Origin of the sequence: Bacillus sp. FSL H8-0545 (assembly GCF_038006105.1) — a bacterium.
Taxonomy (GTDB): domain Bacteria; phylum Bacillota; class Bacilli; order Bacillales; family Bacillaceae_G; genus Bacillus_A; species Bacillus_A cereus_U.
This window is the reverse complement of record NZ_JBBOUO010000001.1, coordinates 582,278-600,535: the sequence shown is the minus strand read 5'-3', so window position 1 is coordinate 600,535 and position 18,258 is coordinate 582,278. Positions and strand designations below refer to the sequence as shown.

The window sequence follows — 18,258 nt, the reverse complement described above, 5'->3', positions numbered from 1 at the left end:
AACGGAATAGAGATTAAAATTGGCAGTTAATATTTTGAATTACAATAACAAAATATTAACATATTTTTACCTTTATTTTGGAAGTATTTTATAAATATATACATTATTAAACAAAAAGAAGGTATCCTCTTTTTTTGTTTAATAATATGGATTCGATATTTGCTGGTAACCTGGATATGGCGTTGGGTAAGTTACTGGATATGGAGCTGGGTAATATCCCCCACCACTAGCTGCACCTGTTAACGCTCCAGCTGTAAGTCCTCCTACTACTCCTCCTGCAAAACTTCCTGGGAAAAATCCTCCGCCCCATGAGCCGCCACCCCAGCCCCATCCGCCGCCGTGATGGTGGTGATGATCATAATGATTGTGTCCACCATGATGATTATGCCCGCCGTGATGATGGTGCCCTCCACCCCCGTGATGATTCCGATCATATCCGCCATAATTTCCATTATAGTTCATTTTTCTTCCTCTCCTTTTAGCATATAGTTCTGCCTCTCTTTAATATGTGGAATAATAAGGATTCTGCTGATAATCCGTATAGTATGGTGTATCTGAATAATATGGATAACCATATCCGCCATAACCAAACGCAGGACTAAGTAAAGCCCCTGCTACAAATCCAGGAAAGAATCCTCCGCCAAAAAATGGAGAATGTCCAAAACTCCCATGAAATCCGCCATGTCCGAACCCTCCAACTGGACGACCATACATTTTATTCATCCCCTTTTCTATATAAAAATGTAATAATATACTGTATGTAGGACAAATGCGGAAAGCATGGGGAAAATGTCTATATTTTGTAAAAAAAACAAAACACTTTATAATAAGAATGTCAGATTACACCTTTTATATAAGAAGTCTATATTTAAGAAAGATTAGAGGAATTTTATAGAAATGAAGAAGCCTATCGTTCAATTATTATTAATATTTACAATCGTATCTATCGTTCTTTTCCTATTAAATACATCGGTTATTTCGTTATATACGTTTGTTGGTGCTCTATGGTCCATCACAATCGTAGGAATTTCATTCGTTATTTTTATCGAAAACAGGTCTCCTCAAAGTACCTTAGCGTGGTTTTTAGTATTAGCACTTCTTCCTGTTGTAGGTGTTCTTTTATACTCCCTCTTCGGTCGTAGCCGTTGGAGAAGAAAAAAACATCTTCATCGTTCAGAAGAACAAAGAAAATTATTCCGTGAAATATTAGAAGGAAGACGACTAGAACTTTCTCTTACAGTTCCATTACATGAGCGTTCTATACATTTAACAGAAGTAGTACAAAAATTTGGAGGCGGTCCTGCCGCAGATAGAACGACTACAAAACTTTTAACAAACGGAGATCAAACATTTTCAGAAATTCTGCACGCTATTGAGCATGCAAAACACCATATACATATTCAATACTATATTTATAAAGCCGATGAGATTGGTACAAAAGTTCGGGATGCTTTAATAAAGAAGGCAAAATCCGGGGTTATTGTACGCTTCCTTTATGATGGACTCGGAAGTAACACGTTAAGAAGACGATTTTTACAGCCTATGAAAGAAGCTGGAATTGAAATTGTGGAATTTGATCCTATTTTTTCAGCTTGGTTACTTGAAACAGTCAATTATCGTAACCATCGTAAAATTGTTATTGTAGATGGAGAAATTGGATTTACTGGAGGACTCAACGTCGGTGACGAATATCTCGGCCGTTCAAAGAAATTTCCCGTTTGGCGTGATAGTCATTTAAAAATAGAAGGAAAAGCATTATATAAATTACAAGCAATCTTTCTAGAAGATTGGCTCTATGCCTCTAGTGGTTTAAGTAACTATTCTTGGGATCAATTTATGAATGTACAATACTTCCCTGGTAAAGAAATTTCGAATGCAGAAGGTGCTGTTCAAATTGTAGCAAGTGGACCAAGCTCAGATGATAAAAGTATTCGTAATACGTTACTAGCTGTTATGGGCTCTGCCAAAAAATCTATTTGGATCGCTACGCCATACTTTATTCCCGATCAAGAAACTTTAACATTATTACGCTTAAGTGCAATATCCGGCATAGATGTACGCATTTTATATCCAGGTAAAAGTGATAGTATTATTAGTGATCAAGCATCTCAATCCTATTTCACTCCACTTTTAAAAGCCGGTGCTTCCATTTACAGTTATAAAGATGGTTTTATGCATGCGAAAATTGTACTCGTTGATGATAAGATCGCAACAATTGGAACAGCAAATATGGATGTACGTAGCTTTGAGTTAAATTATGAAATTATTAGTGTACTTTATGAATCAGAAACCGTTCATGATATTAAACATGATTTTGAAGAAGACTTTAAGCATTCCACTGAAATTAAATGGAACTCGTTCCAAAAAAGAAGTATCAAAAAACGAATATTAGAGTCTTTCATGCGACTCATTTCTCCTTTGCTATAAGCAATCAATATAATATTGATTGCTTTTTCTTTTACATTTCCCCTCTCTCCTTTTCTTTGCATACCATATTAAAACAAGTTATCATAAGATGTATTACTTTATGAAAATAATGTTAGGTGGGAAATACATGTTAGAACAATTTCATATACACGCTGATTTAAAACAACAGCTCTCAGCCCTTCACGAAAAAAACAAACAAGAAGCTGGCGAAAATGCACATTTAATTGGAAAGAAAATATATAAAGCATCTGATAACAGCATTATTGAAGATGCCATTACAGCACTTTTACTTGGTAAAAACATTCTATTAAAAGGACCAACTGGTAGTGGTAAAACAGTACTAGCGGAAACTCTTTCTTCTTTATTCCAAAAACCAATGCATAGCATTAACTGTTCTGTCGACTTAGATGTAGAAGGTATTTTAGGATACAACACATTACAAACAAAAGAGGGTGCATCTGAAGTTACATTCGTTAATGGTCCTCTTATGAAGGCAATGAAGAACGGTCATTTCTTATATATTGATGAAATCAATATGGCAAAACCTGAAACATTACCACTTCTTCATGGTGCGTTAGATTATCGTAAAATGATTACAAACCCATTTACACAAGAAGTTGTATACGGTGATGACGAATATCGCGTAATCGCTGCGATTAACGAAGGTTATGTTGGGACAAGTGAACTAAACGAAGCGTTAAAAAACCGTTTCGTTATTATTGAAGTTCCTTACATTCAAGGTGATACATTAAAAGAACTATTACTATCTGAATCAAAATTAAATGATGTTGCAACAATTGAAAAGTTCGTTGCATTCGCAAGCGATCTTATGCCTTTAGCTCGTGATGGACGCGTAAGTGAAGAAGCAGCTAGTATTCGTGGCATTATCGATGCATGTGATTTAGGTGTATATATTCCTGTTATGCGTGCAATTGAACGTAGTATTATCGCAAAATTAAACGATGAAACAGAACAAATGACTGTCCGTGAATTAGCAGAAAGTTATTTCTTTGAGGAATAATTCATGAGACAAATTTTTAGTGACAAAAAAATTGATGCGTCGCTGTTTCTACAAATGGAAAACTTAATGTATGCTCTTCTAAAAGAAGACGATGCCTATCTTGAGTATGGCTATAAAGCATACTACGACGAAATTGAAAAAAAGGTTGTCATTAGTCACTTTTGGGATGATCGAAAAGAAGAGGATACAGTAATCGGATTAAAAAGCGAAGTGTTCTTAAAGGCACTTGGTAATAAACATTACTCGGACATGACTTTAATTCGTTCTTATGCGATTGAATTACAAGAATCGCCTCTAAAAAAGTTTTTAACACAATTATTTGTTCTATTAGAAGATTTACGTGTTGAGGAAATCGTCAAAAATTTACGTCCTGGCACAAAACACATTTTTAAACGCCGAAAAGAAATGTATCGCAATTACTTTGGCTCACAAAATGAAATAAATCGTGTTCGTAACTATCACGGTGACCGTCTATTTTGTCTATGCTATCTTTCATTAACGAGTGATAAATATGAAATGTTTAATAATGAATATTTCGAGCAAATTGAATCAATTTTGCATGAAACATTCCAAGCCCGTAATACGGAAGATATTATGTATATCGTTGAGAAAATTCGCTATCGCTTAGAAGGGCTTCTTGAAAGTGATATGCTTAATAATTATTTCGGACATGCCCCGCTTTATTTATCTGTTATTGCAGATGAGAAAGACAGTCGCGCTGAAAAATTAGCAAATGATGATACGCAGCTCCTAGATGACGATGATAACAAAAACAAAATGGATGAAAGCTTCTCGACATGGCACCGTGAAAATAAAAACAATGAAAACGAGAACTTTTTACGCTTTGAATTAGAAAGCGGAACAAAAACAAATATGATGGGTGATACTGCTCGTGAATCAGAAGATGGTGACCAAGCACTTGGTTCTGTACAAGGTACTTCCCAAAAAAGTACACAATCTAACTTTGATGGTGCTGATACAGAGGAAGCAAGAGCGTCTCATGCTTCTAGCCAAAACGACGGCGCATACGGAAAGTATAATGTGGGAGCTTCTCATACATTTAAAGAAGCTCGCAAATCAAATCCTGATGAGAAAAAAGATTACCAAGCTATCAAATCAGTCGTTAATAAAGATGTAAAAGAATTAAAGAAAATCATCGAAAAAACAATTGAAAACAAAACGAATGCAAATAGTGATAAATATTACGGAAGACTTCGTAAGAAATTCCTTCGTATTTATACTGAAAAGCAGCCGCGTATGTTTTATAAAAAAGGACAAGAATCTCAAGAATTAGACGTTGCATTCCAACTATTAGTGGACTGCTCTGGTTCTATGTATAACAAAATGGAAGAAACGAAGAAGAGTGTGGTCCTATTCCATGAAGCTTTAAAATCTTTAAAAATCCCGCACGCTATTAGCGGATTTTGGGAAGATGCTTCTAGTGCTAAACCTGAAGATAAACCGAACGTTATCCATGAAGTAGTGACATATAAAAACTCAACGTTACCAAACGTCGGTCCAGAGATTATGCAACTTCGCGAAGAAGAAGATAACCGCGACGGGTATATTATTCGTATCGTTTCTGAAAAGCTTGCGAAAAGACCAGAAAAACATAAATTCTTACTTGTCTTTACAGACGGTGAACCTTCTGCACTAGACTATCAACAAGACGGAATTTTAGATACGCACGAAGCAGTCAAACTTGCTCGTAAAAGTGGTATGGAAGTAATCGGCATCTTTATCGAAGAAGGCGAAGCAAAAGAAGCGACTTATCAACTAATGAAAAACATTTATAACCATCACTTCTTAGTTGCAAATCATGCTGAAGATTTACGCCTGAAGATTAAACCATTGTTGAAGAAACTATTACTGAAGACGATTGAATAGAAAAACAGGAGCCACGAGGCTCCTGTTTTTCTTCGTTAACTTACTTTGTTTCTGGTTGAAACTTGTATGGAATGGAAACTTCTAATAATAATTCGAACCCTCCATCGTAGTATGGGAATCGCTCATTCGCGATTTTTCTATCTACCCACTCGATTGCGGAAATTTCTCCTTCATCTTCTGCACCAAGTTCACCTGTTACTACATTTGCTCGGAATGTAAAAAATAATGCATGATGTCCTTTCTCTTCAAAAAACTTCTCATTTAATGCGACAAGTCCACTGAGTGCAGCAGTTAAACCTGTCTCTTCTTTCACTTCTCTTACTAGTGCTTCCTCTAACATTTCACCTTTTTCAACTGCCCCGCCCGGTAGTGACCAAACGTTTTGTTCTACATTATGTACCATTAATATTTTATCTTTTTCGCTATCGTATATTAGTGCATATACAACATCAACTCTTTGCATGTTGCTTTTCTCCCTTCCTAAAATAATTAAGAGCCGATTCCTAAGAATCAGCTCTTCCTATTAATTCATCACTAACTCATCTGCAAGCTTTTTTTTTAACTTAGCAAGCATGTCAGTTGTCATTTTGTCTAAATCATATTCTGCTTTAAAGCCCCACTCTTTCATTGCTGCAGTTGCATCAATAGAGTTTGGCCAGCTATCAGCGATCGTTTGACGAGCAGGGTCTACAGCGTAATCCATTGTAAAGTTCGGGATGTGTTTACGAATTGATGCTGCAATTTGCTCTGGTTCAAAGCTCATTGCTGTAATGTTAAATGCATTTCTATGCACGAGTTTACTTGAATCAGCTTCCATTAATGAAATGATCGCTTGTAAAGCATCTGGCATATACATCATATCCATGTATGTTCCTTCAGCAATGTATGAGGTGTATGTACCTTTTTTAATCGCCTCATAATAAATTTCAACTGCATAATCAGTTGTTCCGCCTCCTGGAGGAGCTACGTAAGAAATTAAGCCTGGGAAACGTACGCCGCGCGTATCAACGCCGAACTTTTGATGATAATAATCACATAGTAATTCTCCTGCTACTTTGTTTACCCCATACATTGTAGTAGGACGTTGAATTGTATCTTGTGGTGTATTATCTTTTGGCGTTGATGGACCAAATGCACCGATAGAACTTGGCGTGAAAAACTTACAGTTTAATTCACGTGCTGCTTCTAATGCATTTACAAGTCCGCCCATATTTAAATTCCAAGCAAATAACGGATTTTTTTCTGCAGTTGCTGAAAGTAAAGCCGCTAAATGAATAATTGTATCTACTTCATTACGCTTTGCAATATCATGTAATTTTTGTCCATCTGTTACATCTAACGTTTCAAATGGACCAGACGTTACCACTTCACTATCTGTTTCACGAATATCTGTTGCAATAACATTTGATGCGCCGTATACATCACGAAGTTTCATTACTAGTTCAGAACCAATTTGCCCTAAAGAACCGGTTACTAGAATTTTTTTCATTTTTCCCACTCCTCATTTGCAAGCTATTCAAAAGATGTCGTTAATTAAATGATACCCATTTCTTTCCCTACTTTTTCATACTTACGAATTGCTTCATCTAACATTTCTTTCGTATGAGCTGCTGTAGGCATATTACGAACGCGTCCCATTCCTTTTGCTACGGTTGGGAATACGATAGATTTTGCGTATACGCCTTCTTCATTTAGACGTTTACTAAATTCTTGCGTTAATACTTCATCACCAATAATACAAGGTGTAATTGGTGTTTCACTTTCTCCAATGTTAAAGCCAAGTTCTTTTAACCCTTGTTTTAAATAGCGACCATTTTCCCATAAACGATCGTGTAACTCTGTGCTTTCCATTAAAATTTCAATTGATCTCATACAAGCAGCTGCATCAGCTGGTGTTAAAGCTGTTGAGAATAAGAATGGACGTGAACGCACTTTTAACCAATCGATTAAGTTTTGTTTTCCAGCTACATATCCACCAATTACCCCAATTGCTTTTGATAATGTACCAATTTGGAAATCAACTTTATCAGAAAGACCGAAATGTTTTACAGTACCTGCACCTTTGCCAAGTACACCTGAACCGTGTGCATCATCTACATATGTCATTAAATCCAGCTCTTCTGCAATTTCAACAATCTCTGGTAATTTTGCAATATCTCCATCCATTGAGAAAACACCGTCTGTAATAACCATTAATTTATTATAAAGACCTGATTCTTTTGCCTCGATTGCTTTTTTGCGTAAATCTTCCATATCAGAATGCTTATAAACGATGATTTTCGCTCTTGATAGACGACTACCATCAATAATAGATGCATGGTTTAATTCATCTGAAAGAATCGCATCATTTTTATCCATAACAGCTGAAATCGCTGCCATATTACAGTTAAATCCTGATTGATAAGCAATTGCTGCTTCTGTATGCTTAAACTTTGCAATTGTTTCTTCTAATTTGATATGCAAATCTAAAGTACCATTAATTGTACGAACAGCTCCTGCTCCAACGCCGTACTTATGAATTGCACCAATTGCTGCTTCTTGTAAGCGATTATCAGTCGCTAATCCAAGATAGTTGTTTGAAGATAAGTTAATATATTCTTTTCCGCCAATTGTAATAATCGGTCCATTTGGACTTTCAAGCGGATCAATTACGTTATAAAGCCCCTTTGATTTTAAATCCTCTAAATTTTCTTCTAAAAAGTTTGCAAGTGTTTTACTAGACATTGTGAAGCCTCCCATCGTTCATGTAAGCGGATTAATATCTCAATAATTCCAATAATCCCTCTACTAGCTTAACACGTTTTCGAAATTTGTTATAGAAAAATAGTTTAAAGAAAACGCTTACAGTTTTAGATTATATATTATTGAGTAAAAGAAATCTATTATTTACTTTTCGAATTTGATAGAATTAAAAAAATATTCAAGGAGGCTTCAAACATGGCATTTACTGAATCTGATATATATAATAACGAATCGTTTTTAGAACAATATATGAAGCGAAGATATCGAGAAAATAGCCCAAACGAAGTACTTGAAAAACCAGCATTCTTTCAGCTCATTGGTAATGTACAAGGAAAACAAATTCTCGATTTAGGCTGTGGTGACGCTAAATTTGGCGAAGAATTATTAGAAAATGGATGCCTCTCTTACACTGGCATTGAAGGCTCCGAGCTTATGTATGAAAAAGCTAGTAAGCACCTAGAAAATAAAAATGGATCTGTTCATTTTATAAACCTCAAAGACTATACCTATCCTCCTTCTACTTTTGATTTAGTAACATCTAGACTCGCCTTACATTATATTGAACATCTTGATATCATTTTTCAAAATGTGTTTCAAACTTTAAAAACAAACGGGACCTTTACCTTTAGCGTTCAACATCCCGTTATTACCTCTTCGTTTGCAAGCTTACAAACAAGTTGTAAAAGAACTAGCTGGCTCGTCGATGATTATTTCAAAACGGGGAAACGAGTTGAGCCGTGGATTGATCAAGAAGTTATTAAATATCATCGGACAACGGAAGAATATTTTACATTATTACAACAAGCCGGATTTACCATTACAAACTTAAAAGAAGCCACACCAAATCAAAAATATTTTCAGGGTAAAGAAGAATATGAACGTCGCTTACGTATTCCCCTTTTCCTACTATTTTCTTGCAAAAAATAAAAAAAACGATGTACTCTGTAAAATAAAGAAATAACAATAGTTATCCTCTCTTACAAAAACAAAAGGATGTATATAATGTTGCACATTATATATGTATTGGTACATTGCTCAATAAGAGTGATGTACTTTTTTTATTTTGCAGACCCCTTTATGACCTCATATACAACAACAATTTCATAAAAAATGTTGTTTACAACAACATTAGTGTGGTTACACTAAACAAGAATGTATGTTTCCATTTTAAATAACCATTTATTTTTGAGGTGCTTACATGAACATGTATACAGTAAAAGAATTGGCGTTAACTTTACAGAAGCATGAAGAAACAATTAAGCGATGGCTACGGTCTGGAAAGTTTCCAAACGCATTTTGCAATAGCGATAAAAAAGGATGGAGAATTCCTGAAAGCGACCTTGTACATATCAAACAAAGAACAAGATTTGTAAAAGAAGATTCTCAGCAAAGTCAACAAGTGGTACAGGAAGAAATTGCCGAATTGGAGTTAGTCAAATTAGCATATGAGGCAGTTACACTCACATCTCCAACGCAAGAAATTCTTACTCTTCTGTCCGTTGTTGGGATTAAACGAACATTAGAGATTCTATTGATTATGCAACAATCTACTAACAAAGTGAAAAACCCTGACGGATTTATTAAGAAAGCCATCCGAGAAAATTGGAGTCCAACAACTATCCCTTTTAAATTACCAAAGAAGCAAAGTAAACACATCTACGACCTTACCCAACAGGAATATGAGGCGATGGGGAATCAAATACAGCATGAATATCAATCAAAAGTTCCTATTTTCAATTGGTTAGAGGAATAAGTGGGTCTGAATATCTAACAGGAGGCTTTGAAAATGAGAGATAGTTATTACCACTTACGTTGTCCAAAAGGTGTTCAAAGCCGATATACATTACTTGTGTTTGAACCGAATAACAAAGTATTTCTACCACTGACAGAATTTTATGATGATGCCAGTAGAAAAATTTCAGAAAGTACGGCGTTATCGTATCTCCAATGCCTTCTGCCGTTCTTCACTTGGTTAGACAAATACAGCAACTATCAAGGGCAACATGTACAATGGAGTGATTATCCTGAAGCCATACGGGTCGCTGCGGAAGATTATTTGATGGACGAAATGGCTTGTAAAGTACGGGAAAAAGATTCTTTTCGCTTTGTCAATCGTTCCAAAAAAAGTCCGAATACCGTTCATCGCTTCCTTTCCGCTCTCAAGTCATTTTATAAGTCCTTGATTACACTGAGACAGTATGGCTATCGGAATCCTCTTATCGATTCTCATGCGATATTGGACGATTACAAAACAAATACCGAAGGTGTGAGAGAGAACAAACCTCGAATGCCTGCCGAAGCAGGAACAGAAAGCCCAATTGTGCATAGACGTTTGACAGATTCATACTTCAAGCTCATTAACGAGGAATGGCAACCTGAAATTATTGATGACCCTCTTCTCTATCATAAAGTTAAACAGGCAGGTAATCAGGTAAATTGGTCATTGCGAGAAAAAGTCATCGTCCGTATGTTATTTGAGACAGGGGCGAGAGTTTCAGAGGTAATTGAATTGACCATTGGCGATTATCGTTCCCGCAAGTCCTTTGAAGAAGTCAGCACGTTTAACAAAGGCAGTCATGGACGTAGAGCAAAGTTTCTGAGGTTCAGCAAAAACACAACGAAGCTTCTGTTTCAATATATCAATCAAGAGCGTAAAAAAATTGACCATTTAGGGCGGAATTTTGATTCTCTACCTAACGATGCACCCATGTTCCTGACGGAACGAGGAACACCATTTTCGTATCAGGCTTGGTATCCACATTGGAATAAGATCATGAAGATGATGGACATGAGGTTAAATCCACATAAAACAAGACATTGGTATGTCACGACAAGTATGCGTGAGATTTATAATGTTTCCAAGACAAATGCAGAAATTAAACAGCGAAAAGATGAGCTCATTAAATACATGAAGTGGAAACAAAAAGACACGATTGAAGTGTACGAACATCACTTTGACGAAGAAAGATATCGAAGTTTTCATGACAATATGCTTGAAAATATAGCAGAGAAAGAAAAAGAGTACATGGAACAGCCGAAACAGAAACGTATTAATAAACCCCTTCTGAATGTTATAGATACAGCAAAAGAAACAGAGTTAGAAGTAGATATACAAGCACTATTGGATGATTTGGAGGATGAATGATGACACCAACTACGAGTTCACCAAACTCCCCTTTTTATAAGGAATTAGCAGGTAAAGTGGATGAACACATTCTTCATTTGCGTGATAGCAGAGGTGTATTTCTGTTAGATAAATTGGATGAATTCCCTGTGAAATATTTCCTTAGTAATTGTTTAGATACACCTTGGCAGAATCAATTACTATTGACGATGCTTATTAGCGGAGACAGAAATTTGGATGCACGAACAGTATATAATAATATCAGATATATAAATGTTAGGTTTAAAAATATATTTCATGCTTACGACTTACAATCCTTTACTGATTTTGATACAGAGACGCATATGTATGACTATTTGAAAGGTCTTATTTATCCCGAACATTCAAATAGCCAAAGAGCAGTATTTCTACAAAACTACACCGCAGTTACCTATTTCACTAAGAAATGGCTCGTATTAAAGTTAAATCAAGAACAACAGGAATATTTTCAGCAATTCTTACTCCCTATACCTATGTTTGATATTCGAGATTTTACATTTAATAAGCAAGCAAAGGAACAAGCTCGAAACACCCGCAAGAGTGAAACGGATGCCATCGTGCCTCATCTTTCTCAAATTCGGTCGGAAGCAAACTTCCGCTGGAATCAGATGAAACGATTACGAGAAGCCTTTCTGACAGCTTGCTTACAAGCTGAACAAGGAGATGTCATGTTACCTTTAGAGTTTCATTATGAAGAGCCTGAACGCATTGGAGAGCGATTTTATTTTCGTTTATGGGACAAACCTTCTTTTGTCGTCTATCACAAAGAAACATTTACAAAATCTATTGTAAACTCAGCCCAAAAGTGTACAGGAACGTATTCTAAGGAAAATAATCATTATTTTGTAGAGTTTTTGAAAGCCGAACGATTGGAAGATGACGATGTAACGGAGGGGCTATGGTTTACAGAAATCCTACAAGCAGGCGTGTTGGGGATGTGGTTTCAAAATGCGACAGAGGAAGAAATAAAGCAGAAACGAAAACTCTTGTTTTCATGGGGATATGGAGAAGAAAATTTAACAGGAAACACCGGACCGTTTTGGTCCAGACAAAAGGGTATTCTATCTACAAGTACCTTTGTTTCTCTTCACAGCAGTAAAGCCGAAGGCATTCTATTTGATGTAGAACCATTTTATGTCGCAACAACCTTCGGTTTGTTAGCGGTAGACATTCTCACAACAACAGGAGCAAGGCTCAACGAACTATTACAACTTAACAGTGAAAAAGATTGTCTACAAGCTATTAAGGTAAATGGAGATTTAAAATTCTCTTTTTATGCTATCCCAAAAGGGCGAGATGCGCTTGAACCTTATCCAATCAGCAAGCAAACCTTTCAACTAATAAAGAGAGTCAATTTGATGCTGAAAGAACATTATAATGGCGCAATTCCAAGTGTAAAGTATCGAGGTGACAGAAAGCACCTATTTCCAGAACCAAAACCTTATTTCTTTCAGTATAATGAGAAATCATTTAATACACATTCGATTACTTCTTGCCTACGTCTTCTCTTGCATGGATTGTTTTTTGAGACGCAAGAGGGAGAAACTGTTGTCATTAAAACGCACTTACTACGTCATGCATTCGCAACGGAAGCTGTTCAACGTCAGGAAATTCCGATTGACATTGTAGCAAAAATGCTCCATCAGCATGACTTGAATGTAACAAGATATTATTCGGAACCTACTCCAAGTCAAGTAGCTGAAAAAATTGGAGAATTACATGACGTGATTGCTAACTATATTGATTTAGATGAGGCGATTCTTCGAAGTCCCGAAGAACTTCAGCGGGAATGGGAGGAATACAAAGCCAAAGTAGGTGTATACAACAACGTGATAGGCGGTACTTGTGTAACAGACAAAGTATGTCCTGTGAAAATGGCATGTTTAGGATGTGTGGCAAAAATTCCGCAACCTGAAAAGAAGCATGAACTTCTTGAAACAATTGAATTATCAAAGGATATGGAAAAGCGTTTTGCTTCTATGGGTTTGACGATTGAAGTAAATAAGGCAAAACAGATGCGGAAACTTGCAAGGAATGAATTAAAAGAGATTGAATTGATTGAAAAATATCGGGAGGAACAGACATATGAACCGAACATTTCCTTCAAAAAATAATCGAACATGGCTCAAAGGAGTTCATGAATCTCGAAGCCAACGCTCCCTCCTGTTAGGGAAGGGGGCAATTGACCTTCTGGTCAAACAAAACCTTCCTGTTACACTAAAAACTGTATCGGAGAAGTCCAAAGAGATTGATTCCGAAGGAAAAGGGATTCACCCCAACACAATTACGACAAATCCACAATTGAATGAGTATTATAAACAACACAGCAAAACATACAAGCAAAAATCAAATTCCAATCAGTCTCTACAAAAATGTTCTGTCGCCTTTACTTCTGTTGATTATCGACGTATACGAGCAGACCGAAGCATAGAAAACACCGAACGAAAATATATAAAGATGTCTAAGAAAGAACTTGTACAACGACTCATCTTGGCAGAACAATATATTGCAGAAAACAATGAAGCGTGGGTAGCCAAGCAATTCGAGCAGTTCCAATAGAACATCTTTATGTACCACTACAAAATGTAGAATGACAATAAAGTTGTTTAATTCACAACATAGTCATTTAAAAAATAATAAAGTTATTTAAAAATCTTTCTTTCAAGCGGTCAAAAGGTATTTTCAACTTAGTACAGAACTATATCATAGTAGGTTGACATAAAATAGGTTGGATAAAATTGATATGAATAGGGAGAAAAATACCGATGGATTGCTTAGTTGCAAAGGGTAGTATTTATTATGAAATCGTAGGGAATGGCTTTCCAATATTAATAATGCATTCAATGGGTACAGACCATAAATCTATGAAAGCCTGGATAGAGCCAATTTTTGATAAGATTCAGGGTTTTCAGAGGATATATATAGATTTACCTGCTCACGGTCGAAGTTTAATTGACGAAAATTTCAACTCTTCAGATGATATGCTTTTAAATATTTTGAACTTTATTGATATGACAATTCCTAACCAAGCATTTTCTCTTATTGGTTTTTCATTTGGAGGATATTTGGCACAAGGTGTTTTGCACCATAGACATAAAAATGTAAAGAGTATTTGTTTGCTGGCTACTTCACTTCATTTGAAAGATAGGGATCTTCCTAAAAAAATAGTTGTTACAAAAGATGAAGATTTATTAACAGAATTGGATTCTGATATAAGAATGGCTTTTGAAACATTGATGAATTATCAAAATAAAGAGAACCTCAACTACTTTTTAAACGAAATCCAACCTGGACGATTATTAGCTAATAAAAATTTTTTAATGTCAAATTGGAGAGAGAAAGGGTATTTTCTTTCTGAAGAACCGCTTAATGATGTAGGTACACTTACACAACCTGTACTCATTATTCTAGGGAAACAAGATTCAATCTGTGGTTATAAAGATCACCTTTTTCTTCTAGAAAAATTTCCGAATGCTACGTTTTCCATTTTAGATGGTGCTGGTCATATGCTTCAAATAGAAAAACGTAAAATAGTACAAGAACTAATCAAAGACTGGCTAATTAGGAGCAATTCGGTTTGCGAATCAAGCGAGTAAATACAATCGATAACTTTTTTAGCCAAATTTCCATATCTGTTGCTTGTCAGTTCATTTTGTTGTTCTTCAACTAACAGGTGCTTTAGTTCAATAAGGATTAAATAACTTTATTATTGATTTTTGAGTGCAAAATGCAATTAAATGGATAGAAATTAAACAACTTTAAAGAGCCTTAGTACAATAAAATGTGCAAGGCTTATATATATTTCATAACAAAATTCAATAACTTTATTATCACTTTACACAAAAGCAAATACATTGTAGTAGTAAATGAGGTCATTTGTAGTACAATAAAAGGATAGAACAAGCAGAATTCCTCTGTTTGTTCTATCCTCTTCTTTTTGTCTATATAATGTTGCACATTATATAATTATTCTTGGTGTGCATATACCAAACGCCTTTCTCTTGATTCTAAATAAAAAATTATTCATCGTTTTTTTATTATCTCATCGCCTGAACAGCTTCTTTACGTACACTTCTTCCTCTTCCGTGCGGGATACAGAGCGGTGTTCCAAATAACGGATCAGCGCTTATTTGACACTCCATACGGAATACATCACGAACTAACTTTTGATCAACAACTTCTTCTGGTTTACCTTGCGCATATATTTGTTTATCCTGAATAGCTACAATATTGTCTGCATAACGGCATGCCAAGTTCAAATCATGCAATACCATAACAATCGTTCTTTTCTCTGTTTCATTTAATTCGAATAATAAATCTAACACTTCAATTTGGTGAGTCATATCTAAATATGTAGTTGGCTCATCCAGTAAAATAATATCGGTATCTTGTGCAAGGGTCATTGCAATCCAAGCACGTTGACGTTGTCCACCTGAAAGAGCATGAACATCACGCTCAGCAAATTCTGTCATACCCGTTGCCGCAAGCGCTTTTTGTACCATTTCCTCATCTTTTTCTGACCACTGCTTCAGCCATGTTTGATATGGATAACGTCCTTGCTTAACAAGTTGCAATACTGTAAGTCCTTCTGGCGCTTGTGGACCTTGCGGTAAAATCGCCATTTGACGAGCAATTTGCTTCGTTTGCATACTTTGAATTGCTTGATTATCTAACAAAATGTCACCGGTTGTTGGCTTTAATAATCTAGCTAGTGAACGTAATAAAGTTGATTTCCCACAACCGTTAGAACCGATGAAGATTGTAATTTCCCCTTTTGGAATTTCTAAATTCAGCTCATCAATAATAATTGTTTCACCATACGACAGCGTCAAGCGTTTCGTCTCCAATGCTTTTTGCATATTCATCTCCCTTTATGAATTCCGACTTTTATAAAGTAAATAAATAAAATAAGGTGCACCAATTGCTGATGTAAATACCCCTGCTGGAATTTCAAGTGGTGTGAAAACTGTACGCCCAATTAAATCTGCAGCAAGTACTAAAATTGCACCGATAATCGCCGCAACTGGGAGCAATGCACCGTAGAAAGAGCCAACTAACCTTCGTGAAATATGAGGTGCCATTAAACCAACAAATCCAATTCCTCCTGCAAAGGCAACTGCCCCGCCAATTAAAGCTGTACTAAGTAACAACATAAATACACGCGACTTCGTTAAAGGAACACCAAGTCCCACTGCTATATCATCCCCTAGCTCTTGTGCATTTAAATGTCTCGCAGCGATAAATGATATTACCGTTAAAATGAGAACCCAAGGCGCAAGTACCATAACATTTTGCCATGAAGAACCATAAACAGTACCTGTAATCCATACATTCGCTTGACTTGCTTGATAAATTGGGGCTAACAACATAAATAAAGTCGTTGCCGCTTTCGTTAATGCCCAAAATCCAACACCAATTAAAACAAGACTAATCGGTGATAACCCGTCATTTCTCCATGCAAATAAATATACAAAAAACGCAACAATCGTCGCACCAGCAAAAGCTGCGAGCGGCATATAATGAATGCTTACTGTTAGCGCATTATTTTTATCACTAAATATCGCTAAAAAGAGTACAACTGCAACACTTGCACCACCTGTGATTCCAATGATATCAGGAGAAGCAAGTGGATTTCGAACGAGCCCTTGTAAAATACATCCTGCTACAGCAAGTGCGATTCCTACAAGAATAGCAATTAAAATACGTGGCATACGAAACTTATTTACAACCATATTTGACATCTCATCGCCATTTCCGGTAATCGCTTGCCATACATCATAAGGAGCAATTTTCATATCGCCCATCCCTGCACTGGCAAAAAATAATCCTATTAAAATAGCTAGTAAACTTAATAAGACTAGAATAGCTCGTTTATACATTAAAAACGAGAACCCATCTTTTCCTATACGAAACGGAATATACTTCTTCATTTGCTAAGCCCTCTCTTACGTGCAATATAAATAAAGAATGGGGCTCCGATAAATGCTGTCATAACCCCTACTGGTACTTCTTGTGGCATAATGACATATCTTGCTGCTATATCAGCCAAGATTAGTAGTATTGCACCTAACAAGCCGCTATAGGGTACTCTCCATCTGTGATCAACTCCAACAAGAGATCTAGCAAAATGCGGAGTAACAATTCCAATAAATCCTATTGGGCCAGCAACCGCAACTGAACCACCAGACAACAGTACAATAATAAGTAGTACGAATGATTTCATTAAAATTGTTCGTTGTCCAAGTCCTTTCGCGACGTCTTCTCCCATCATCAATGTATTTACTTTCCCTGCCATCATAAGAGATGCAATCCAACCTACTAATAAATACGGGAATACAGATTGTAAAATTTCTAACTTTCTCCCTTGTACAGATCCAGCAAGCCAAAATAAAACTTCTTCCAGCGCCTTTTCATTTAATACAAGTAACCCTTGTGTTAATGATGAAAACAAAGCACTTATCGCTACACCCGCTAATGTTAACTTGAGCGGGGTTGTCCCTTCTTTTCCTAAAGAACTAGAAGCGAATACTAGTACTGCTGCAACTGCCGTTCCTAAAAAGGCAATCCAAGTGAAAGCTGATAATGATGTAACGGAAAAAATCACAATTGCTACAACTATGAAGAAAGCAGCACCTGAATTTAATCCAATAAAATCTGGAGAAGCAAGTGGGTTCTTTGTTAAAGTTTGCATTAAACAACCCGCTATGGCTAAACTAGCACCAACACTGGCTGCAATTAGTGCCCTTGGTAGACGCACATTTTGAATAATAATATGTTCATTTGAACCATTAAAATGGAAAAAAGCATCTAACGCTAATTTCCAACTCGTATTTGTATATCCGAAAATAATACTTCCCCAAATACAAATAACGACTGCAATGATCCCAACAAATAATCCAATCCATTTTGCTTGATTTGTTTTTAATAACATGCAGCGTTTCCCCTTCAATGTATAATGATACGTTGTTAGTTTATTTCAACTTAATTCGCATTGTCAATAAAACTGATAATCATTTTC

17 protein-coding genes are annotated in these 18,258 nt (G+C 36.0%); 9 read left to right on the top strand and 8 right to left on the bottom strand.

Annotated elements, in window-relative coordinates; translation table 11 throughout:
* Window positions 1-138 precede the first annotated feature (138 nt).
* Window positions 139-462, bottom strand: coding sequence for a hypothetical protein (locus tag MHI07_RS03080; RefSeq protein WP_340821877.1), 324 nt, complete (start codon window positions 460-462; stop codon window positions 139-141).
* Window positions 463-501: 39 nt separating this feature from the next.
* On the bottom strand, window positions 502-714 hold the full coding sequence (locus tag MHI07_RS03075) for a hypothetical protein (RefSeq protein ID WP_199661448.1): 213 nt from the start codon (window positions 712-714) through the stop codon (window positions 502-504).
* Window positions 715-897: 183 nt separating this feature from the next.
* Between MHI07_RS03075 and MHI07_RS03070 the strand changes: the two genes are divergently transcribed.
* From MHI07_RS03070 to MHI07_RS03060, 3 genes are all read left to right on the top strand, one after another.
* Window positions 898-2,427, top strand: coding sequence for a cardiolipin synthase (locus tag MHI07_RS03070; RefSeq protein ID WP_078173843.1), 1,530 nt, complete (start codon window positions 898-900; stop codon window positions 2,425-2,427).
* Between the two features lie 127 nt (window positions 2,428-2,554).
* On the top strand, window positions 2,555-3,448 hold the full coding sequence (locus tag MHI07_RS03065; RefSeq protein WP_002201800.1) for an ATP-binding protein: 894 nt from the start codon (window positions 2,555-2,557) through the stop codon (window positions 3,446-3,448).
* 3 nt (window positions 3,449-3,451) lie between these two features.
* Window positions 3,452-5,335, top strand: coding sequence for a vWA domain-containing protein (locus MHI07_RS03060; RefSeq protein ID WP_002114034.1), 1,884 nt, complete (start codon window positions 3,452-3,454; stop codon window positions 5,333-5,335).
* A gap of 40 nt (window positions 5,336-5,375) precedes the next feature.
* Here the strand turns inward: MHI07_RS03060 and MHI07_RS03055 are convergent, their stop codons facing one another.
* The 3 genes from MHI07_RS03055 to MHI07_RS03045 are packed head-to-tail and all read right to left on the bottom strand — an operon-like array spanning window position 5,376 to window position 8,059.
* Window positions 5,376-5,798 (bottom strand): NUDIX hydrolase, encoded by a 423-nt coding sequence (locus MHI07_RS03055; protein WP_078173846.1) that lies wholly within the window; start codon window positions 5,796-5,798, stop codon window positions 5,376-5,378.
* A 60-nt stretch (window positions 5,799-5,858) separates the two neighbouring features.
* Window positions 5,859-6,824, bottom strand: coding sequence for an L-threonine 3-dehydrogenase (locus MHI07_RS03050; RefSeq protein WP_078173847.1), 966 nt, complete (start codon window positions 6,822-6,824; stop codon window positions 5,859-5,861).
* A gap of 44 nt (window positions 6,825-6,868) precedes the next feature.
* Window positions 6,869-8,059: a glycine C-acetyltransferase gene (locus MHI07_RS03045; RefSeq protein WP_000095918.1), complete on the bottom strand. Its 1,191-nt coding sequence runs from the start codon at window positions 8,057-8,059 to the stop codon at window positions 6,869-6,871.
* Between the two features lie 213 nt (window positions 8,060-8,272).
* Between MHI07_RS03045 and MHI07_RS03040 the strand changes: the two genes are divergently transcribed.
* The 6 genes from MHI07_RS03040 (at window position 8,273) to MHI07_RS03015 (ending at window position 14,836) form a co-directional block, all read left to right on the top strand.
* Window positions 8,273-9,004 (top strand): class I SAM-dependent methyltransferase, encoded by a 732-nt coding sequence (locus tag MHI07_RS03040; protein WP_088077467.1) that lies wholly within the window; start codon window positions 8,273-8,275, stop codon window positions 9,002-9,004.
* Window positions 9,005-9,275: 271 nt separating this feature from the next.
* Window positions 9,276-9,830 (top strand): helix-turn-helix domain-containing protein, encoded by a 555-nt coding sequence (locus MHI07_RS03035; RefSeq protein WP_078173848.1) that lies wholly within the window; start codon window positions 9,276-9,278, stop codon window positions 9,828-9,830.
* A 33-nt stretch (window positions 9,831-9,863) separates the two neighbouring features.
* A complete protein-coding gene (locus MHI07_RS03030) occupies window positions 9,864-11,222 on the top strand; it encodes a tyrosine-type recombinase/integrase (RefSeq protein WP_340821870.1) in 1,359 nt (452 codons plus the stop codon).
* Window positions 11,222-13,354 carry a site-specific integrase gene (locus tag MHI07_RS03025; protein WP_078173850.1) on the top strand — a complete coding sequence of 711 codons (2,133 nt, stop codon included), beginning with the start codon at window positions 11,222-11,224 and terminating at the stop codon, window positions 13,352-13,354. Before MHI07_RS03030 ends, MHI07_RS03025 begins: the two co-directional genes overlap by 1 nt.
* Window positions 13,326-13,799 (top strand): hypothetical protein, encoded by a 474-nt coding sequence (locus MHI07_RS03020; protein ID WP_078173851.1) that lies wholly within the window; start codon window positions 13,326-13,328, stop codon window positions 13,797-13,799. Before MHI07_RS03025 ends, MHI07_RS03020 begins: the two co-directional genes overlap by 29 nt.
* A 206-nt stretch (window positions 13,800-14,005) precedes the next feature.
* Entirely contained in the window at window positions 14,006-14,836 is an 831-nt protein-coding gene (locus MHI07_RS03015) for an alpha/beta fold hydrolase (protein WP_078173852.1), read from the top strand.
* Window positions 14,837-15,277: 441 nt separating this feature from the next.
* On the opposite strand, the gene MHI07_RS03010 is transcribed toward MHI07_RS03015, so the two are convergent.
* The 3 genes from MHI07_RS03010 to MHI07_RS03000 are packed head-to-tail and all read right to left on the bottom strand — an operon-like array spanning window position 15,278 to window position 18,171.
* Entirely contained in the window at window positions 15,278-16,099 is an 822-nt protein-coding gene (locus tag MHI07_RS03010) for an ABC transporter ATP-binding protein (protein WP_002114020.1), read from the bottom strand.
* 12 nt (window positions 16,100-16,111) lie between these two features.
* Window positions 16,112-17,170 (bottom strand): FecCD family ABC transporter permease, encoded by a 1,059-nt coding sequence (locus MHI07_RS03005; protein WP_002114017.1) that lies wholly within the window; start codon window positions 17,168-17,170, stop codon window positions 16,112-16,114.
* Window positions 17,167-18,171, bottom strand: coding sequence for a FecCD family ABC transporter permease (locus tag MHI07_RS03000; protein WP_002159320.1), 1,005 nt, complete (start codon window positions 18,169-18,171; stop codon window positions 17,167-17,169). The genes MHI07_RS03005 and MHI07_RS03000 overlap by 4 nt, the downstream gene beginning before the upstream one ends.
* Between the last annotated feature and the right edge of the window lie 87 nt (window positions 18,172-18,258).